We start from the raw sequence: 21,741 nt of genomic DNA on the forward strand, positions 1-21,741 counted from the left end.
CACCCTTGGGAAACGAGTATTAAAAAACAAATATCTAGTTATAACAATGTCATCTTGGCGAAGAACTATAAATACCTTCTGCCAAAAAATACAGTTGGCTCAAGAGCTTAGGATTTAAGTTTGTGGGGATCCCTCAGTGCCTGTCCTTAATTGAGGATAAATGCGAGGATTTCAGGTTGTGATGTTTACAATTTGTTCAATAGATTTTACCTATCAGATTAACAGGCAAATCTCGCTTTATTTTCCAAATTTATTCGTGCATAGTTGCAGATAATAAAATAAAGGAGAGAGTTTATGTTCGTCGTTATTTTCGGTCGTCCTGCATGTCCTTACTGTGTTCGTGCAAAAGAATACGCTGAGACACTAAAACAAAAACGTGATGATTTTAACTATCGTTATGTTGATATTCACGCAGAAGGCATTTCAAAAGCTGACCTTGAGAAAACAGTCGGTAAACCAGTAGAAACTGTGCCACAAATCTTCATCGACCAAGAGCACATTGGTGGCTGTGATGACTTCGAAGCATACGCGAAAGAGCACCTAGGTCTATTCGACTAGATCGCATATCCAATATGCTTAAAAGCCGCTAAATTAGCGGCTTTTTCTATTTAGCCGCAAAACCTACAGAACGCCGTTCTTCTTGAAGAAACTAATAGCCAGCAATAAAAAAATTCACTTACCTTTTTATTGTATTCAGATACAATCCGCACACAAATTCTCCCCATCAGCCGTACTCAAGACTTTTTCGTGAATATTGACGTTGTACTATTGCTAGACCAAAACCCTATCCTACTCATTTTCGTAGTGCTCGCCATTGGCTTAGGCATTGGAAAAATTCGCTTTGGAAATCTGCAACTTGGCAATTCGATTGGCGTTCTTATCACCGCTCTGGTGATGGGACACTTAGGTTTTGCTTTTAACGCAGAAGCCCTGACCATTGGCTTTATGCTGTTTATTTACTGTGTCGGTATCGAAGCTGGGCCAAACTTTTTTGGCATCTTCTTTAGAGACGGCAAACACTACTTTATTCTCAGTGCGATCGTATTAGGTACCGCGTTATTAATTACTCATTTTGGTACTAAGCTACTAGGGCTTGATTTTGGTCTGTCTGCCGGGATGATGGCGGGTGCGTTAACCTCAACGCCAGTGCTGGTTGGTGCTCAAGATGCATTAAACTCGGGCCTTGTCTCTGCTCCGCAAGATTTCGATATTGCTCAAGTAATGGAGAACCTTTCTGTCGGTTATGCGATGGCGTATCTCATTGGCTTAATCAGCATGATTATGTTTGCCAAATTACTGCCAAAGTTACAGAAAGAGAATTTGTCAGATTCTGCGCAGAAAATTGCCCAAGAACGCGGCATTGGCAATACAGGCCAACGTAAAGTTTACTTACCTATCATTCGCGCGTATCGCGTTGGGCAAGAGCTGATCAACTGGATCGATGGCAAAAACCTGCGTGAGCTTGGCATTTATCGCCAAACTGGTTGCTATATTGAGCGAATTCGTCGTAATGGGATTCTAGCCCACCCTGATGGTGATGCTATTTTACAAGAAGGCGATGAAATTGCTTTGGTTGGATTTCCAGATAGTCACGCACGATTGGACCCAAGTTTTCGCAATGGAAAAGAAGTATTTGACCGAAATCTACTCGACTTACGCATTGTAGAAGAAGAGATTGTTGTTAAAAGTGATGTAATTTCAGGAAAGCGATTATCTGACCTGAATTTATCTGAATACGGCTGTTTCCTTAACCGCGTAGTGAGATCGCAAATTGAAATGCCTATGGATTTGGATATCGTCCTCGCAAAGGGTGACGTGTTACAAGTCAGTGGTGAGAAAAGCCGAGTTCACGGTTTAGCAGAAACCATCGGTTTTATCTCGGTAAACAGCCAGATAGCCGATCTACTCGCGTTCTGTAGTTTCTTTATTCTTGGCGTGTTATTTGGCCTGATTACAATGACCTTTGGTCAAGTTTCTTTTGGCTTAGGTAATGCGGTTGGCTTGTTACTTTCCGGTATCACTTTAGGTTTCTTACGAGCCAATCACCCTACGTTTGGATACGTCCCGCAAGGAGCACTCAACATGGTGAAAGATCTCGGTCTGATGTTCTTTATGGTTGGCATTGGTTTAAGCGCTGGCGGAAAAATGTTCGAACACTTAACCCAAGTTGGCCCTAAGGTAATTGGCCTTGCTTTCTTAGTCAGTGTTGTTCCGGTTGTTATCGCCTATTTAGTTGGTGCTTACGTATTGAAGATGAACCGAGCATTGCTATTTGGCGCCATTGTTGGAGCCCGAACTTGTGCTCCAGCGATGGATGTTGTCAACGATTATGCTAAATCAACGATTCCTGCATTAGGTTATGCCGGTACGTATGCTATTGCTAATATTTTGATGACGTTAGCAGGTACATTTATCATTTTAATTACCTAAGTAATCGATATTCCCATAAAAACAAAAAGGCTTCCAACTGGAAGCCTTTTTTGATTTTCTTGAATGCACCCATCCTGAACCAGGCGTTAACTCAAAGGTTTCAAATAAGCTAAGAAACGTTTTTCCGCTAACTTGAAGCACCACAATATGATGAACGTAAGCGCCATATAAAACAGCCCTGCTGTCAAAAACGATTCAAACGGTGCGTAGTAACGCGAGTTAACTAAACGAGCCGCCCCGGTCAAATCGATAATAGTCACAATCCCTGCAACTGCACTACCGTGCAGCATGAAAATGACTTCGTTACTGTACGCTGGTAAAGCTCTACGCAATGCACTTGGAAGAATGATCCGGCGATAGGTTTTTGCAGTACTCATTCCATACGCTTTGGCGGCTTCAATTTCACCTTTCGGTAAACCGTTGATCGCACCACGCAGTATCTCTGCCGTATAAGAGGAAGTGTTTAAAACAAAGGCTACTAAAGCACAGAACCACGCATTTTCCCATAACGTCCCTTTTACTGGAAAAAACTGATCCATACCGTAATAAATGAGGTACAGCTGAATCAATAATGGCGTACCGCGGAAAAAGTAGATAAACGCCCAACTAGGGCCATTAATAAAATAATTTTTACTATTACGAGCAATAGCTAATGGTATCGCGATAGCAAGGCCCAATATCAAAGCCAAACCGACGAGCCAAACCGTTGTCCATAAGCCTTCCAAGTAGACGGGAAGGCTTTCTAAAATCAAAGAAATATCCATTGTCTACCTCACATGTATACTGAATTTGCGTTCAACTAGCTTCAATAGACCTGTTGATACGCTGGTAAACAATAAGAAGATAATGGCGACTGACATATAAAATGTGAATGGCATTTTTGTCGATCCTGCCGCAAGTGAGCTCACACGCACCATATCTTCCAAACCAATAATAGAAACCAAAGCGGTCGTTTTCAGAAGTACTAACCAGTTATTACCAAAACCGGGTAACGCATGGCGAATCATTTGCGGTAATAAGATACGACGAAATGCGAGTATCGAGCTCATACCATATGCCTTTGCAGCCTCTAATTCACCACTATCCACAGCCATGATCGCGCCACGGAATGTTTCTGCCATATAAGCGCCAAAGATAAATCCAATCGTCAGTACACCTGCTATAAAAGGGCTAACATCAATGTAATCGGGTAAATAAGCCGTCCACTCGTGGTTTGGGTCGCTAGAGGTGAACCACTCATTAATGAATTCATTCACTGAATAGAGTGTATTATTGAGGAGAATTTGACCGCCAAAAAAAATCAGCATCATCAAAACTAAGTCTGGAATGCCACGTATAACTGTGGTGTATAGTGTTGCGATAGCTCTTGCCCAACGATAAGGTGCCAACTTAGCCAACGCTCCAAGCATACCTAAAACCATCGCTAAAATGAGTGACAGTAAAGCAACTTCAATTGTTACCAAAGCCCCTTTTAAGATTGAGACTTCATATCCATGTAAATTCAGCATAGGTGAGTTCCTGATCCCTAGACTCAAAGAGTTTTGCTCGGCTATTGGCTACATCTCGGAACGAAACCAATAGCCGAATGGCTTTTATCGATTACTCGCCATATACATCATAGTTGAAGTATTTACCTGCGATATCTTGATAAATACCTTTCTCACGCAATGACAAAATAGCTGCATCAAGTTTTGCTGTAAGGTCTTTATCTTGTTTACGAACGGCAATACCAAAACCATCACCAAACCATTGTGCATCCGTCAACGATGGACCAGCGAATTCATAGGCCTCACCACCGGCTTTATTTAACACGCCTTCTTCTAGTGCAGAAGCGTCACCTAAAACCGCAGCAATACGACCATTCGCAAGGTCAAGATACGCTTCGTCAAACGAACCATAACGGACAATCTCTACTTTATCGTAATTATCAGAAAGGTATTTATCGTGAGTTGTTGCGCGCTGAACGCCAACTTTTACACCATCAAGGCTAGTGAAGTCTAAGTTCGCGTCTTTTTTAGTGATGAATTTGTTTGGAATCAGTGCGTATTTACCAGTGAAATCGACTTTTTTCTTGCGATCTTCAGTGATAGACATGGCGGCGATGATTGCATCATATTTACGCGCTAATAGAGATGGAATGATACCATCCCAATCTTGAGCAACAATTTTACACTTCACTTGCATTTCTTCACAAAGTGCATTGGCCATATCAACATCAAACCCTTTTAGAGAACCATCTGCCTCTGTCCAACTAAAAGGAGGATATGCGCCTTCAATACCGAAGCGAACCGTCTTCCATTCTTTCGCTTGAGCCATACCTGTTGCTGCGGTAGCAGCAAGTGCTGCAACGACTAACCACTTTTTCATTTCCATACTCCTGTGATTGTATTTTCTTATTTGTTTATGTTGTTGTGTTTTCGTTTAACTAAACTGTCTAAATCAAACCGTAACACATAGATGTTTAGACAAATCGATGCTTAATAAATAGATGATATAAACTGCTGTAGACGTTCTGAATCTGGACTCGTAAACAATTTGTTTGGATTCCCTTGTTCTTCCACCAATCCTTGATGCAAAAACATGACATGATTTGAAACGTCACGAGCGAAAGCCATTTCATGAGTGACTACCAGCATGGTTCTTCCCTCATCAGCAAGATCACGCATAACCCCTAAAACTTCACCAACGAGTTCTGGGTCAAGGGCTGAAGTCGGTTCATCAAACAGCATTACTTCTGGATCAACGGCAAGCGCACGCGCGATTGCTGCACGTTGTTGCTGACCGCCGGAAAGATGACCGGGATAGTAATCTTTACGTTCATAGAGACCGACTTTTTTTAAGATCAACTCGGCATTTTCAATGGCTTGTGTTTTCGGGACCCCAAGAACATGAATAGGTGCTTCAATGACATTTTCTAATACTGTCATGTGAGACCATAGGTTAAATCCTTGAAATACCATCGCGAGGCGCGAACGAATGCGCTGGACTTGTTTTTCATTGGCCGGTACAGACTCACCAGCACGGTTGTTTTTCATTTGGATCAATTCACCATTGACCCAAATTTCACCCGCGGTTGGGGTTTCGAGAAGGTTAACACATCGTAGAAAAGTGCTCTTTCCTGAACCGGATGAGCCAATAATTGAAATAACATCTCCTTTATGAGCTTCTAACGAAATTCCTTTCAAAACTTCATTTTGTCCAAAGGTCTTATGCAAATCTTTAATATTTAGCGCGGATACATCATTCATGCGCTGCGACTCCCTGTATTTTTTAACCAGCTCTAGAGTGGCTGACGATGTGAGTTCCTCCCACATTTGCTAACAAACTAGCACCCAAGCGACTAAGATGCAACAAATTATTAACCTGCATTTTGTGGGTATGTAACCAGTTTATATGCTTAAAAATTCAATAAACAGCGTAAAAATCTTATTTAATCGAATAAGTCAACTTTCACTCACATTCAGGAAATTACGATAATGTTAACAAACGCACGAAAAATGCTATAGCGTCCCAAAAAAGACAAAATGCGGTGTTTGCAATGTAAAATAGTAACCAAATCACGAACTCAGTCACATTTTGAAAGCTATTTACAGTGAGCAGAATTATGTTAGCGAAATTTTAACCAATCTGCGTAGTTTACTTTCACAATCTTTCATAAGGTGATCTAAATCAATCACTCTTTGGGGTTAGCACGTTAAACTCGCCCGAATGATAAAAGGCTCACTACTTTTTATACATTCTGGCTAAAAGATGTATCTCATTCGACGAGAATGCGATGGTCACTAAGGACCTAATAGCAGGATGCTCAGCCATATTTAACCAAGCTGTTGATACACAATAATTAATAACGGCTTTTTCAAACTACTTACTTTAATAATATGAGGAATCTATGTCAGACGCTGTCAATAAGCCGCACTCTGATTCGGATATCGAGAACAAGAGCTACCAAGAGCTGCACCGTCCAGCTTCTGAGTTTGCAAGTCGTTCAGATTACCTAGATCATGAACTTCAAATCATGAAACCACGCCGTTTTAAGCTAAACCTTCCAGGTCGTGATTTCCGTTTTGAGTTAGAAGATTTAGTTCCAGCACTTGCAGGCACAATCGGCATCATCGCAATGTACTCTGCGGTAATGATGTCATGGGCTGAAGGCCTAACTGCTGCATGGGATCACGTAAACCTTGGCAAAGAATTTGCCATCGAGGTTGCTCGTGTAGAAATGCTTATCCCTGCGTTTTTGTTCTGTGTACTTGCGTCTGGTTTTATTAACCCAAAAGCGAACCTTGCGGGTAACCACGGTCCAATGATCCCTCTTATCGGTACGATCGCTCTTGCCGGTGCACACCCTCTTGCATTGGCAATTTTGATTGGTATCTTCGGTCTTATCCTGAGTTTCCTAAAAGGTGGATCGAAACTGGTGAACCTCACCTCGGAAGGCACAGCCGGTGGCTTGCTTATCTTCTTAGGTTTAACCGGTACGATGAGCCAAATCGAATCTATCCAACAATGGTCTGTTGGCCTTCAATCAGCAACGGTTGAAGCAGGCAGCATGGGTTACGTAGGTTTGATCGTGCTTGGTATCACTATCGGTATCTACGCATTCCTTGCAAAAGTAAACATGCGCTGGTTAGCAATTCCAGTTTGTGCGTTTACTGGCTTAATTGTAGCGTTAATCCTTGGCGCAGGCTTTGACATCAAATTTGTAACAGAGACTGGTCTACCAAACCTTAACCCTGTTTACTGGTGGGGTAGCACTGAAGAAGGTTGGATGCTTGGTCTACCAAACGTAGAACACTTCATCGCATCTCTACCTTTCGCAATTCTTGCTGTTGCTATGTGGTCACCAGATTTCCTTGGTCACCGTATCTTCCAAGAACTGAACTACCCTAAAAAGACTGAAAAAGTACTAATGGACGTAGATGACACTATGACTATGTGTTCTATCCGTCAAATGGTTGGTACTGCGGTGGGTGGTGGTAACATCACTTCATCGTGGGGTACTTACATGATCCCTGCAGCGATTGCTAAACGCCCTATCCCTGGCGGCGCAATCTTGCTTGGCCTATTAGTGATGATCATTGCAATCCTTGGTTTCCCAATGGATATCGCTGTATGGCCACCAGTAATGCGTGTTGCTCTTCTAGTAGGTGTATCTCTACCTCTACTTGAAGCGGGTATGCAAATGGTACGTGATTCTAAAGATTCTCAAGCGGCTGGTATCTGTATCTTTGCTTCTATCGTAACCAACCCAGTTCTTGCTTGGGCACTAACAATGTTCCTAGACAACAACGGTTTGATCGGTGACAAAGAACGTGCTTCTCGTCTATCTTTTGCTGACAAGATCATCATCCCTGTGGGTGTGTTCATCATCTGTTTAGTAGCAATGCTAGCGGTTGGTATGCTTGAACAGCAATACGGTCTAAAAGCTTGGCTATAAGCCTCGATTAGTTCAAAAATTGGGTAGTGCTTGTCACTACCCAATTTTTATTAGAATTTTTTATCATTTATTGATTTAGTTTAATGTTTACAATTTTTTTTTAGTGTATGCTTGAAAACATAAATCAGAGAGTCCATATAAAAGGTAGTGACAATATTTATAGTTTTATGACGTAAGATCATGGTCAGCACCGCGAGTTGACACTATACATATTGTTATTCATTAAGAGTGTACTGTTCCCAATTAACGGGATAGCTGGCCTTACAGCGAAACCAGTACGTGTTTTTTCTACTAAAAAGGTAGGTATGTCATGGCAGAGCAATTTGCTAAAGCTTGGGAAGGTTTTGCTGCAGGTGATTGGCAAAACGAAGTAAACGTTCGTGATTTCATTCAGAAGAACTACGCCCCATATGAAGGCGACGAATCTTTCCTAGTTTCTGAAGGCACTGAAGCGACTAACGCGCTTTGGGCTAAAGTAATGGAAGGTATCAAAATTGAGAACGCAACTAAAGCACCTCTTGATTTCGATACTGCCGTTATTTCTACCATTACTGCTCACGATGCAGGCTACATCGAAAAAGACCTTGAAACAATCGTTGGTCTACAAACTGAAAAACCGCTAAAACGTGCAATCATCCCTAACGGTGGTGTACGTATGGTTGAAGGTTCTTGCAAAGCATACGGTGAAACTCTTGACCCTATGATTTCAAAAATCTACTCAGAATACCGTAAAACTCACAACGCTGGCGTTTTCGATATCTACACTCCTGATATCCTAGCTTGTCGTAAGTCTGGTGTACTGACTGGTCTTCCAGATGCATACGGCCGTGGTCGTATCATCGGTGACTACCGTCGTGTTGCACTATACGGTATCAACTTCCTAATGAAGGATAAGCTTGCTCAATTCACTTCTCTTCAAGAGCGTTTTGAAAACGGTGAAGACCTAACTGCGACTATGCAACTTCGTGAAGAAATTGCTGAGCAACACCGCGCACTAGGCCAAATCAAAGTGATGGCAGCTAAATACGGTTTCGATATCTCTGAGCCAGCTCAAACTGCTCAAGAAGCTATCCAGTGGACTTACTTCGGCTACCTAGCTGCTGTTAAATCACAAAACGGTGCAGCTATGTCTCTAGGTCGTACTTCGACTTTCCTAGACATCTTCATCCAACGTGACCTAGAAGCTGGTAAAATCACTGAAGAACAAGCTCAAGAAATGATCGACCACTTCGTAATGAAGCTACGTATGGTTCGTTTCCTACGTACTCCTGAGTACGATGAGTTGTTCTCTGGCGACCCAATCTGGGCTACAGAATCAATGGGTGGTATGGGCATCGACGGTCGTACACTAGTTACACGTACAAACTTCCGTTTCCTAAACAGCCTATACACAATGGGTCCTTCTCCAGAGCCAAACATCACTGTACTTTGGTCTGAGCAGCTACCTGACGGCTTCAAACGTTTCTGTGCTAAAGTATCTATCGATACTTCTTCTATCCAGTACGAAAACGATGATCTAATGCGTCCTGACCTACAATCTGACGACTACGCAATCGCATGTTGTGTATCTCCAATGATCGTTGGTAAGCAAATGCAGTTCTTCGGCGCTCGTGCTAACCTTGCTAAAACTATGCTTTACGCAATCAACGGCGGCGTTGATGAGAAGCTAAAAATGCAAGTTGGTCCTAAAGAAGCACCAATGACTGACGCTGTTCTTGATTACGATAAAGTAATGGATCGTCTAGATCACTTCATGGATTGGCTAGCTAAGCAATACGTGACTGCACTAAACAGCATCCACTACATGCACGACAAATACAGCTACGAAGCGTCTCTAATGGCTCTTCATGACCGTGACGTTCGTCGTACAATGGCATGTGGTATCGCAGGTCTATCTGTTGCAGCTGACTCTCTATCTGCAATCAAATACGCAACTGTTAAACCAGTTCGTGACGAAGATGGCATTGCAATCGACTTCGAAATCGAAGGCGATTACCCTAAATTCGGTAACAACGACGCTCGCGTTGATGACATCGCATGTGAACTTGTTTCTACGTTTATGGGCAAAATCCGTAAACTTAAGATGTACCGTGATGCAATCCCAACTCAGTCTATCCTTACTATCACTTCTAACGTTGTGTACGGTAAGAAAACTGGTAACACTCCAGACGGTCGTCGTGCTGGCGCTCCTTTCGCTCCTGGTGCAAACCCAATGCACGGTCGTGACGAGAAAGGTGCTGTAGCATCACTAACTTCTGTAGGTAAACTACCGTTTGCTGACGCTCAAGATGGTATCTCTTACACTTTCTCTATCGTGCCAAACGCACTAGGTAAAGAAGAGAACTCTCAACGTGCTAACCTTGCAGGCCTAATGGATGGTTACTTCCACCACGAAGCTGGCATTGAAGGTGGTCAACACCTAAACGTGAACGTTCTTAACCGTGAAACTCTAGAAGACGCAGTTAAGCACCCTGAGAACTACCCTCAGCTAACAATCCGTGTATCTGGTTACGCTGTTCGCTTTAACTCTCTAACTGCAGAGCAACAAGCTGACGTAATCGCACGTACTTTCACTGAGTCTCTATAATTCTCGGTTGAATGATTGATGAAGCCCCGCTTTTTAGCGGGGCTTTTTTTATGCTTCTGTCTTGGCTAAAAACAAGTAATACCAATCAGGATAAGTAAGTGGCCAGAAAATTGCGCAAGGAAAATCGCTTAGAACTAGGCGCAGATTGCCGCTAACTAGTTATTCTAATTACAAAATCTGCAACAACGTTATCAGCGATTTTAATCAGCAAGAATGATCAAAGACTTATGCTGATTGGTATAATAGCATCCTAAAAAACACATCCACGTTTCCCCTTTAGTTTCAATACTCGTGACCGTTTAAACGCCTCCTATTCTTGGTTGTTTGTCATTTCTTTGCTCCATCCCACCAAATAAGATTTCTACCCGTAGAGTTTCTTGATTAGCCCTTTCTTATTAGTCACTGGTGCAATATGATAAATTTCACTAATTCATCGCATCCTATTGGTTTATTACACTAAAGTTATAAATAAAACCAAAAACATCAGCTGAGGCAATCATATTGAAATCGAAGTATCTCTACTCGCTCTGTTTGCTGGTTTCTTCAACCGCTTTTGCGTCCGATCGCTCTACTGTCACTTTCTCTCTCGATAACGATGGAATATTTGGCGTTGATCAAGATTATACCAACGGTTTATTTCTCTCTTATGCATCAAGCGCTATAGAACCTAACTGGTTAACCAAACCATTAAGTCTTTCTTATTGGGGGGCATCATCTCTCGATAAGTTCGAAATCACTCTCGGACATAAGATGTACACTCCTAGTGACATCGAAGCCGATCAACCTTTGACTAACGACCGCCCTTACGCTGGCTTCTTACATTCAGAATTTAATTACATCAGTTTAAATCCTCAGCAAGCACAGCGCTTCAATTTCACCATTGGTACCACAGGTGAAAACTCACTAGCTGACAAAGCACAAGACATAGTGCATGGGATTACTGGTTCAGATGATCCACAAGGTTGGGACTATCAAATTGGCAACAAGGTTGTTGGTAGCGTCGGTTACCTCAGCCATTTCAATTTGAGTCGTGTTCGTTCTATCGCTAACTCTGATTTCGAAATATCCAATGTCTCTGAAGTAAACGCTGGTAATTTTCGTAGTGATCTGTCGACGGGACTGATGTTCAGATGGGGTACTGATCTTGCAGGGAATATGGGCGCAGCTAACATTGACAACGAGGTCCCTTTTAGACCGAGCATGCTTGGAGCATCAAACTCAGGTTGGTTTGTTTTTGGTGGTCTTGAAGGGCGTTATCGATTCAATGATATCACTATTGAAGGAGATAGACCCGGCATCGAACAGCCAGAAAACTACCCTGTTACGTTAGAAAATTGGCAAGCAACAGCTGTTCTTGGTGTCGCTTGGTATAACCAATCTTTTGGTGCTAGCTTAACGACCACAATGAAAACGCCGGATTATAAAGAAGCGCAAACTGACATCTACGGAACCGGTGGATTATCTCTATTTGCTTTTTTCTAAGTACGTACGACGAGAACATCCATTGCCGATGCTCTCGTCCAATTTCTTCCAATTGATAATCGTTCCCACCTCTTTACTTTTCCCCCTCTGCCCCTTGTGAAATAGTGGCATTGTTACGCTTCAAGCCCTATATAATCCTTACTTTTTGTAATAAAATGACGACAAATAACTAATTAGAGATGAAGTCATGTCAACAACTGGTCGTATTCATTCATTTGAATCATGTGGTACTGTCGATGGCCCTGGAATCCGTTTTATCGTATTTCTACAGGGTTGCTTAATGCGCTGTATGTACTGTCATAACCGCGATACTTGGGATACTCATGACGGTAAAACTGTCACTGTTGACGAAATCATTCAAGAAGCAAAAAGCTACCGTCATTTTATGAAAGCTTCGGGCGGCGGCATTACCTGTTCTGGTGGCGAAGCAATGCTTCAACCAGAATTTGTTCGTGACTTATTTAGAGCGGCTCAAGCTGAGGGGATTCACACTTGTCTTGATACCAACGGCTATATTCGTAAGCACACAGATGTGGTTGATGAAGTATTAGAAGCTTCTGACTTGGTTATGCTTGACCTTAAACACATGAAAGACGAAATCCACCAAGATTTTATTGGTGTTTCTAACCGTCGTGTTTTGGATTTTGCTCGTTACTTACATAAAATTGGTAAGAAGACTTGGATTCGTTATGTCATTGTTCCTGGATACACCGACGATGAAGAAGCAGCGCATATGCTGGGTGAATTCATTAAAGACATGGATAACATCGAAAAGATCGAATTACTGCCTTACCATAAGCTTGGTGCTCATAAATGGGAAGCGATGGGTCTAACTTACCCACTTGATGGTGTGAACCCTCCACCAAAAGAAACAATGGATAAGATCGTATCAATTCTTGAGCAATATCACCCGAATGTTAAATACTAATATCATTTAGTTGCATTTTCGTAAAAAATACCAACCTCACGTTGGTATTTTTTTTGGTACAAGATAAATGGATACACTGTTTCTATGGTTGCTCGTTATAGTTGGCCTATTCGTCGGTTATAAGGATGTCTCATCGATTTTCTGGCCCAAATTCAAACAAGAACGTAACTTCCAGCATCTCATCTACGCCACATTATTTGCGCTCTTTATCCTTTGGTCTACTGATGCAGGAGTAAAAACTGGGCTTTCTATCCATTTTCTTGCTCTAACAACCGTCACTCTAATGCATGGCCCCCATGTCGCTTTCTTACTTGCGATCTTCGTTTCCATTAGCCTTGTTGTTATCCAGCAGCTTGCCTTAGATCAATTAGCTCAACAACTCGTCTTCTCAGGACTCATTCCTATATTAATCAGTCAATTGATCTTTCTCGCGAGCTACCGTTTCTTACCTAGAAACATATTTATTTATATCTTTGTCGCTGGTTTTTTCAATGGCGCTATTACCGGTTGCCTCCATCTAATCATCAATAGTGGTTACTATTGGTTGACTGATGCATATGACTGGAAAACCATCGTAGATAACTATTTTGTCTTTACGCCACTTCTCGCTTTTCCCGAGGGTTTGCTCAATGGAATGTCTGTCGCAATGCTATGCGTGTTTAAACCCGAATGGCTACGTAGCTTTTCAGACCGAGACTACATTTATAACCATTATCATAAAAAATAGCGGTCAATTTCTTTTCATTTTCGTAATTAATATGGGGTCAGATCATATTTCAAATGTCAGGGAAACGATAACCTAAGCACATTAAAAATGTATTAGATATTCTTATAGTGAGGTCACCATGGAAATGACAAACGCTCAACGTTTGATCCTATCGAATCAGTACTACTTGATGTCTCAGATGGATCCTGAAAACTCTGAGAAATACAAACGTTTACAAAAGATTGTTGAACGTGGTTATGTTTTGCAAATGCGAGAACTAAACCGCGATTTCGGTTGCATCGAAGAACAAGAATGCCGCGAAATTATCGACATCATGGAAATGTATCACGCGATGCAAGAGTCGAACAAAATGCTGGAAGAGCATGAACAGAAAAATGTCGACCAGCGCCGTTTACAGTTCCTTGGTTTTGATTGCGGAGCAGAATGTCAGTACGTTCATTATGTACGTTTCCTTGTCGATTCTGAGGGCCTATACCCTCAATTTGACAAAGGCGATCACCACTTTGATGCTCAAATGCCTATGTTGGAAAAATACCGCCGTATGCTAGCAACATGGCGTAAATGTCCACGCCAATACCATCTCTGTGCTAATGAACTAAAACAGATTTTTAACGCATAACTTACTGTGAACTGAATAAAATACATCCAGATCCTAGTCTTTTTTAAACCTCGCACCCTGTTGCGAGGTTTTTTATTTCACCTCACGTCATATTCATTCCAAACTTAGTTGTTCATCACGTTAATTGATATTGACAAGTTCAGCGCTATCTTCTCATCTTTGAGTAAATACATACCATTTTTCGCTATATACCGACGTCATTCAGAAGCCTAAAATAGCCCTCTCCTATTTGTAGCACGCCATATCGTAGTAACGAGGGTTTACGCATTCCTAATTAAAGGTATCGAATGAGCAATATCGCTAAATCAGCAGTAAAATTGAGCGTCTTTTCCGTCATTATGATCACGGTGACTTCCGTTGATAGCATACGAAACATACCGGGTGCGGCCTTGTTTGGTAGTCATGCTATCTCTTTTTTCTTGCTAGCGGGTCTTTGTTTTTTTGTACCAACCGCATTAGTGTGCGCTGAGATGAGCACCACCTATCCACAACAAGGTGGCGTTTATTTGTGGGGTAAAGAGACGCTAGGGCCGAATTTTGGCTTTACCACTGTTTGGTATCAATACGCCGAAAACATTGTCTATTACCCACCATTGATCTCCTTTATCGTCGCAACAGGAACCTATCCATTCTTCCCTGAACTTGCGCAAAACAACCTTTTCATGTTGGTTATGATTAATGTCATATTCTGGGCATTAACGTTAATCAATATCTTCGGCCTGCGCTTGTCATCAATCATTACCAATGTCTTTGGCACGTTAGGTTTGATTTTTCCTATCCTGTTGATCATTGGTTTGGGTGGTTACTGGGCTTACACCAATCCGGGCGAATCACAAATCTCCCTTAGCCATGTATCTGATTGGCTTCCAGACTTTTCTCAAAGCGGTATGGGCGCAAGCTTTACTGCGGTTGTGTTGTCACTGACCGGTTTGGAAATTACCACGGCATATGCAAGTGAAGTTGATAACCCACAAAAGGCTTACCCTCGCGCACTGCTTATTTCAACAGTGATGATTTTGGTCTCGTTAACTGCTTGTTCCTTAGCTATTTCTGCAGTTGTATCAAGCGATCGTTCGAGCTTAAGTGAAGGTGTAATTCTGGCATTCCAAACCTTCTTTGATGATTTAAACATGCCATATATGTTGCCGGTCATCGCGCTAGCCATCGTATTTGGTAGCTTAGCAAGTTTAAACAACTGGATCATTGCGCCAACGAAAAGTCTTCATGTAGCAGCTAAAGATCGCTTTATGCCAATCACATTATCTAAAGAAAATAAAAACCAAGCACCTGTTCCGCTATTGCTGCTCCAAGGCGCGATCGTCAGTGTACTTTCTTTAGTCTTTATTTTGGTTCCCAATGTTAACCAAGGTATGTGGTTGTTGAACATCCTGATGACTCAGCTTTACATGGTAATGTACGTCTGTATTTTCATTTCGTTTTTGGTATCGCGCCGTAAGCACCACGATATTGAACGTCCATTCAGAGTTCCAGGGGGTAAATTTGGTATGATTCTTGTTGCTGCTCTGGGTTTAATTAGCTGTATTGTGACTATTTTCGTCTCGTTCGATGTGCCATCAGGCATGAGCACAGAAACGGGTGCATTAGGACTAATTCTCGGCTTTATTGCCTTTAGCCTTCCAGCTTTAGGAGCGATTGCTTATCGCAATCGCAGTAAACAAAACTACTGTGAGTTAACGGAAGCGACCGTTAACTGATAGCGCAGAACTTTAGCCTGATAAAACAGCTTTCAAATAAAAAACGCCATTTGCTACTCACAAGCAAATGGCGTTTTTTGTCATTCGTTCTAAATCAACTTAGAGACTAGTGCCCGACAGATTTAGACAACAAATTAACCGTCAATACACCTGCAACAATAAGCCCAATACCGACCAGTGCTGGCAAATCCAACTTTTGTCCGTACGCGACATAACCAATCATAGCGACCAAAACGATTCCAGCCCCACTCCATATCGCATAAACAACACCCACTGGCATCGTTTTTACTGTGATAGAAAGTAAGAAAAATGCAATGCCATAGCCGACAAGAACGATTGCACTTGGTGCCAGCTTAGTAAACTGCTCCGTTTTGGGAATAAATGACGTCGCGATCACTTCACAAATGATAGCAATAGGTAATGCCATAAGGGGTGGCATTGAGGTAATCAGCTTAAACATAGAATTTAACTATTCAATCTTCGAATCTTTGGCCGTGCAGTATAAAAGTTTATTCTTTTTTGACTAGTGTTGTTTTTGTAATTAACTCTTACACCTCTGAATGATTAAATAATACTGTTGCCGACTCAACCAGACGCCCTCCTTTCCATGTCACTTTTAGCCCTACTTTGATGAACATCTTTTGGTATTAATCCGGTCTAATATAGAAATAAGAAATTCATTTGAACTCATATTTATCGCAAGCTGCTGCTCATTAAGTAGCAATAAGAAAGCAATCTCACATCATAAACCACAACTGAAAAGACGATCTGCATCCATTCAAAAGTGACGCAAAATGCCAATTGTCAAATATCAAATTTTGTAAATAAATACATATTTTTTAAGCACAATTAGAAATACACACTAGTCTTAAAGTGTAAGGGAATAGCAATTCAATGCGAGTTGAATGCAAGTGTGACAGGTTCAGAGGGGAATTCATTATGAGTATTTTCGACCATTTCCAAGCACGCTATGAAGCTGCCAAGGACGAAGAGATATCTTTACAAGATTTCTTATCACTATGTAGGGATGATAAAAGTGCCTATGCAAATGCCGCAGAGCGTCTATTGATGGCTATCGGTGAACCTGAGGTGATCGATACAGCTCAAGATCCACATCTCAGTCGAATTTTTTCTAATCGTGTTATTTCACGCTACGACACGTTTAAAGATTTTTATGGTATGGAAGATGCAATCGAGCAAATTGTTTCTTACCTTAAACACGCCGCTCAAGGGTTGGAAGAACGCAAACAGATTCTGTATTTGCTTGGTCCTGTAGGTGGTGGTAAATCATCATTGGCGGAAAAACTAAAAGCACTAATGCAGCTCGTTCCGATCTATGTTCTTTCAGCTGATGGTGAACGTAGCCCGGTGAACGACCACCCATTTTGCCTATTCGATTTAAGTGAAGATGGTGATCTACTCAAGCAAGAGTATGGTATTGAAAAACGTTACCTGAGATCAATCATGTCTCCATGGGCAGCAAAACGCCTGCATGACTTTGGTGGTGATATTTCGAAGTTTAAAGTTGTCAAAGTTCGTCCATCGATCCTTGATCAAATTGCGATAGCAAAAACAGAACCGGGTGATGAAAACAACCAAGATATTTCATCTCTTGTAGGTAAAGTGGACATTCGTATGCTAGAGCACTTCTCGCAAGATGATCCAGATGCCTACAGCTATTCTGGTGCGTTATGTAAGGCAAACCAAGGGGTTATGGAGTTTGTAGAGATGTTTAAAGCACCGATTAAAGTGCTGCATCCACTGCTTACTGCAACTCAAGAGGGTAACTATAATGGTACAGAGGGTCTCTCTGCCCTACCATTCGATGGAATGATCCTTGCCCACTCCAATGAATCAGAGTGGCAAACGTTCCGCAATAACAAAAACAACGAAGCATTTTTAGATCGTGTTTACATCGTTAAAGTGCCTTATTGTTTACGCGTTTCTGAAGAAGTTCGTATTTACCAGAAACTGCTCGACCATTCTGAGTTGTCTAAAGCGCCTTGCTCGCCAAGTACGCTCGATCTGCTTGCTCAGTTCAGTATTTTGTCTCGCCTAAAAGAGCCAGAAAACAGCTCTATTTTCTCCAAAATGCGCGTTTATGATGGTGAAACGCTAAAAGATACCGATCCAAAAGCGAAAAGTTATCAAGAATACCGTGATTTCGCTGGCGTTGATGAGGGCATGTCTGGGCTATCAACACGTTTCTCATTCAAGATCTTATCGCGCGTCTTCAACTTCGACCAAACTGAGGTTGCTGCTAACCCCGTTCACCTCTTCTATGTGATTGAACAACAGATTGAGCGTGAACAATTCCCACAAGAAACTGCTGAAAAATATTTGGAGTTCTTGAAAGGTTACCTTGTACCTCGTTATGTTGAGTTTATTGGTAAAGAAATCCAAACCGCTTATTTAGAGTCTTACTCTGAATATGGACAAAATATCTTTGACCGATATGTCACTTATGCTGATTTTTGGATTCAAGATCAAGAGTATCGCGATCCAGAAACAGGTCAGTTGTTTGACCGCTCTGCTCTCAATAACGAGTTAGAGAAAATCGAAAAAACTGCGGGAATCAGTAATCCTAAGGATTTCCGTAACGAAATCGTTAATTTTGTTCTTCGTGCTCGAGCTAACAATAAGGGACACAATCCGGTTTGGACTAGCTACGAAAAACTTCGTACCGTCATTGAGAAGAAAATGTTCTCAAATACGGAAGAGCTTTTACCAGTCATTTCTTTCAATGCGAAAACGTCATCAGAGGATCAAAAGAAACACGACGACTTTGTGGCTCGCATGATGGAAAAAGGCTACACCGAAAAACAAGTAAGATTGTTATCTGAGTGGTATTTACGCGTACGTAAATCTTCTTAAGTAGCAGTTATTACACCCATGAGGTGACCATCAGCTGCAGTGCAGCTGATGGACGATTGGATGCGATTGGCACTAAGGGGTGATTCATGGCGCAATTTATCGATAGACGACTCAATGGTAAGAATAAAAGTGCGGTTAACCGTCAGCGCTTTATTCGTCGCCATAAAGAACAAATTAAAGATTCGGTAGCGGATGCCGTTAATCGTCGTTCTATCACGAATACCGAATCAGGTGAAGATGTATCAATTCCACATAAAGACATCAAAGAACCTATTTTCCATCAAGGTAAAGGGGGCGTAAAAGAACGCGTTCACCCTGGTAACGACCAATTTATCACCGGTGACAAAATTGAACGTCCGAAAGGTGGCGGCTCGGGAAGTGGCTCAGGAGAGGGGCAAGCCAGTCCTGATGGAGAGGGGCAAGATGACTTTGTATTCCAAATTTCAAAAGACGAATATTTGGATATCTTATTCGAAGATCTCGCTTTACCAAACTTGGATAAAAACCAAGTACAGAAAATAACCGAGTGGAAGACCCATCGTTCTGGTTATCAAACGGCAGGCGTACCGGCCAACATTGCCATTGTTAAATCTCTCCAACAATCCCTTGCTCGCCGCACCGCAATGACGGCTGGTAAGCGACGCATGATGCGCGAACTTGAAGAGGAATTAACCCGAATTAAAAATCAAGAACCCGCGTTATTGCTTGAGGAAAATCGACTCAAAGACGAGATAGCTTCTTTGCGTCAGAAAATAGACCGAGTACCGTTTATCGACACTTTTGATCTACGATTCAAAAATTACGAAAGACGTCCAATTCCATCAAGCCAAGCCGTGATGTTCTGTTTAATGGATGTTTCCGGGTCAATGGATCAAGCAACAAAAGATATCGCTAAGCGTTTTTACGTGTTGTTGTACTTATTCTTAACGCGAACCTATGAGAACGTTGAAGTGGTATTTATTCGCCACCATACCCAAGCGAAAGAAGTGGATGAGCATGAGTTCTTCTACTCCCAAGAAACTGGGGGCACGATTGTTTCAAGTGCACTAAAACTGATGAAAGATATCATCGCAGATCGCTATCCGATTGCCGAATGGAATATCTATGCTGCGCAAGCTTCCGATGGCGATAACTGGGCTGATGACTCACCACGATGTAAAGAGCTGCTCGCTAAAAATCTGCTGCCAAGCTGCCAATATTATTCCTATATCGAGATTACTCGTCGTTCACATCAAACCCTTTGGCACGAGTATGAAAAGTTAGGGAATGAAAACGGTAACTTTGCTATGAAAAACATCCGCACTGTTGAGGATATTTTCCCAGTATTTAGGGAGTTATTTAGCAAGGAACACGCTTAGGGAGGCCGCATGACAACGACAACAAAAAAAGCGACGCGAGAAAGATTATCTGACGGTCCTGATTGGACGTTCAACCTGCTAGAGCAATACCATGTGGAAATAAAGCGTGTCGCTGAACATTATCGTTTAGATACGTATCCTAATCAGATTGAAGTGATTACTTCTGAACAGATGATGGATGCTTATTCCAGTATTGGTATGCCAATAAACTACAACCACTGGTCCTTTGGTAAAAAGTTTATTCAAACGGAACAAGGCTATAAGCATGGCCAGATGGGACTTGCCTATGAGATTGTGATTAACTCTGACCCTTGTATCGCCTACCTTATGGAAGAGAATACCGTCACGATGCAAGCACTTGTTATGGCCCATGCTTGTTATGGTCACAATTCCTTTTTCAAGGGTAACTATCTTTTTCAAACATGGACCGATGCGGGTTCGATTATTGATTATCTATTATTTGCTAAGCATTACATTACTGAATGCGAACAAAAGTATGGTGTTAAAGAAGTCGAAGAATTACTCGATTCTTGCCACGCTCTGATGAATTTCGGTGTTGATCGTTATAAGCGACCAGAAAAAATTTCAATTGCTGAAGAGAAATCTCGTCAAGAGGAGCGTGAAACGTATCTTCAATCCCAAGTGAATGATTTATGGCGCACTGTCCCTAAATCTCACAGTGTTGAAGAAGATGTTAAAGTACGTTTTCCAAGTGAACCACAAGAAAATATTCTTTATTTTATTGAAAAACATGCACCACTTTTAGAACCATGGCAACGTGAAACTGTACGTATTGTGCGTAAAGTAAGCCAATATTTTTACCCACAGAAACAAACACAAGTCATGAATGAAGGCTGGGCGACATTCTGGCACTACACTATTTTGAATCATCTTTATGATGAGGGGATTGTATCAGACCGATTTATTCTTGAGTTCTTACACAGCCATACCAGTGTGGTTGCGCAACCCTCATACAACAGCCCCTACTTTAGCGGTATTAACCCTTATGCTTTAGGCTTTGCTATGTTTCGCGATATTAGACGTATTTGTGAAGAGCCTACCGATGAAGATAAAGAGTGGTTCCCAGAACTCGCTGGTAGCGACTGGCTCGACGCAGTTCATTTCGCGATGAAAAACTTCAAAGATGAGAGTTTCATTAGTCAGTATTTGTCACCAAAACTCATACGCGATTTTAAGCTATTTTCGATTGTCGATGATGATAGAAAGAACTATATAGAAATCAGTGCTATTCACGACGAGATGGGTTATCGAGCAATCAGAGAAAAACTCGCAGCCCAGTACAACTTGAGTAATCTTGAACCGAACATTCAAGTCTTCAATGTTGATGTCCGAGGCGATCGCTCGTTGACGCTTGAATATATACCCCACGACCGCATCCCTCTTGATGATGGTTACGATGAGGTAATGAAACATATGTATCGCCTGTGGGGGTTTGATGTCATCCTTGAAGAGCGACAAGAAAGTGGACGACGTGAAATTCTAACAACGTGTCCAAAACGTAACGACTACAACTCGAGTATCTAAATTGCTATTTCCTGTTATATAGAGACCTCTAGATTAAGT

At 41.8% G+C, this 21,741-nt stretch carries 17 protein-coding genes; 12 read left to right on the top strand and 5 right to left on the bottom strand.

All coding sequences use genetic code 11. The features are described 5' to 3' along the window. The first annotated feature begins 294 nt into the window (after positions 1-294). Both DZ860_RS08615 and DZ860_RS08620 read left to right on the top strand, forming a co-directional pair. Entirely contained in the window at positions 295-558 is a 264-nt protein-coding gene (locus DZ860_RS08615) for a GrxA family glutaredoxin (RefSeq protein ID WP_120030533.1), read from the top strand. Positions 559-747: 189 nt separating this feature from the next. Further along, positions 748-2,430 carry an aspartate:alanine antiporter gene (locus DZ860_RS08620; RefSeq protein WP_120030534.1) on the top strand — a complete coding sequence of 561 codons (1,683 nt, stop codon included), beginning with the start codon at positions 748-750 and terminating at the stop codon, positions 2,428-2,430. 86 nt (positions 2,431-2,516) lie between these two features. Here the strand turns inward: DZ860_RS08620 and DZ860_RS08625 are convergent, their stop codons facing one another. The 4 genes from DZ860_RS08625 to DZ860_RS08640 all read right to left on the bottom strand — a co-directional run bounded on the left by DZ860_RS08625 (position 2,517) and on the right by DZ860_RS08640 (position 5,678). Further along, positions 2,517-3,194: an ABC transporter permease gene (locus DZ860_RS08625; RefSeq protein WP_120030535.1), complete on the bottom strand. Its 678-nt coding sequence runs from the start codon at positions 3,192-3,194 to the stop codon at positions 2,517-2,519. A 3-nt stretch (positions 3,195-3,197) separates the two neighbouring features. Continuing rightward, the gene (locus DZ860_RS08630) at positions 3,198-3,938 is read right to left on the bottom strand and encodes an ABC transporter permease (RefSeq protein ID WP_120030536.1); all 741 of its coding nucleotides are present in this window, start codon (positions 3,936-3,938) and stop codon (positions 3,198-3,200) included. Between the two features lie 91 nt (positions 3,939-4,029). Then, a complete protein-coding gene (locus tag DZ860_RS08635; RefSeq protein WP_165862872.1) occupies positions 4,030-4,797 on the bottom strand; it encodes an ABC transporter substrate-binding protein in 768 nt (255 codons plus the stop codon). Positions 4,798-4,907: 110 nt separating this feature from the next. Then, complete coding sequence (locus DZ860_RS08640) at positions 4,908-5,678, bottom strand: ABC transporter ATP-binding protein (protein ID WP_120030538.1); 771 nt, start codon at positions 5,676-5,678, stop codon at positions 4,908-4,910. Positions 5,679-6,319: 641 nt separating this feature from the next. Between DZ860_RS08640 and DZ860_RS08645 the strand changes: the two genes are divergently transcribed. From DZ860_RS08645 to DZ860_RS08675, 7 genes are all read left to right on the top strand, one after another. Continuing rightward, entirely contained in the window at positions 6,320-7,867 is a 1,548-nt protein-coding gene (locus DZ860_RS08645) for a DUF3360 family protein (protein WP_120030539.1), read from the top strand. Positions 7,868-8,177: 310 nt separating this feature from the next. Next, positions 8,178-10,454, top strand: a complete 2,277-nt coding sequence (gene pflB, locus DZ860_RS08650; RefSeq protein ID WP_120030540.1) for a formate C-acetyltransferase — start codon at positions 8,178-8,180, stop codon at positions 10,452-10,454. Positions 10,455-10,955: 501 nt separating this feature from the next. Then, entirely contained in the window at positions 10,956-11,936 is a 981-nt protein-coding gene (locus tag DZ860_RS08655) for a lipid A deacylase LpxR family protein (protein WP_120030541.1), read from the top strand. A 187-nt stretch (positions 11,937-12,123) separates the two neighbouring features. Next, positions 12,124-12,864, top strand: coding sequence for a pyruvate formate lyase 1-activating protein (gene pflA, locus DZ860_RS08660; RefSeq protein WP_120030542.1), 741 nt, complete (start codon positions 12,124-12,126; stop codon positions 12,862-12,864). Between the two features lie 67 nt (positions 12,865-12,931). Then, a complete protein-coding gene (locus DZ860_RS08665; protein WP_120030543.1) occupies positions 12,932-13,591 on the top strand; it encodes an energy-coupling factor ABC transporter permease in 660 nt (219 codons plus the stop codon). Between the two features lie 118 nt (positions 13,592-13,709). Continuing rightward, on the top strand, positions 13,710-14,210 hold the full coding sequence (locus tag DZ860_RS08670) for a YfbU family protein (protein WP_120030544.1): 501 nt from the start codon (positions 13,710-13,712) through the stop codon (positions 14,208-14,210). A 287-nt stretch (positions 14,211-14,497) separates the two neighbouring features. Then, positions 14,498-15,925, top strand: a complete 1,428-nt coding sequence (locus DZ860_RS08675; RefSeq protein ID WP_120030545.1) for an APC family permease — start codon at positions 14,498-14,500, stop codon at positions 15,923-15,925. 106 nt (positions 15,926-16,031) lie between these two features. Here the strand turns inward: DZ860_RS08675 and DZ860_RS08680 are convergent, their stop codons facing one another. After that, positions 16,032-16,364 (bottom strand): DMT family transporter, encoded by a 333-nt coding sequence (locus DZ860_RS08680; RefSeq protein WP_207890614.1) that lies wholly within the window; start codon positions 16,362-16,364, stop codon positions 16,032-16,034. Between the two features lie 500 nt (positions 16,365-16,864). Here DZ860_RS08680 and DZ860_RS08685 point away from each other — a divergent pair, with 500 nt between their 5' ends. The 3 genes from DZ860_RS08685 (at position 16,865) to DZ860_RS08695 (ending at position 21,702) form a co-directional block, all read left to right on the top strand. Then, complete coding sequence (locus DZ860_RS08685) at positions 16,865-18,799, top strand: PrkA family serine protein kinase (RefSeq protein WP_120030547.1); 1,935 nt, start codon at positions 16,865-16,867, stop codon at positions 18,797-18,799. A gap of 86 nt (positions 18,800-18,885) precedes the next feature. Beyond that, positions 18,886-20,157 (top strand): YeaH/YhbH family protein, encoded by a 1,272-nt coding sequence (locus tag DZ860_RS08690; protein ID WP_120030548.1) that lies wholly within the window; start codon positions 18,886-18,888, stop codon positions 20,155-20,157. Positions 20,158-20,166: 9 nt separating this feature from the next. Beyond that, positions 20,167-21,702, top strand: a complete 1,536-nt coding sequence (locus DZ860_RS08695) for a SpoVR family protein (RefSeq protein WP_120030549.1) — start codon at positions 20,167-20,169, stop codon at positions 21,700-21,702. Positions 21,703-21,741 lie beyond the last annotated feature (39 nt).

It is taken from the genome of Vibrio sinensis (assembly GCF_003605645.1).
GTDB lineage: Bacteria > Pseudomonadota > Gammaproteobacteria > Enterobacterales > Vibrionaceae > Vibrio > Vibrio sinensis.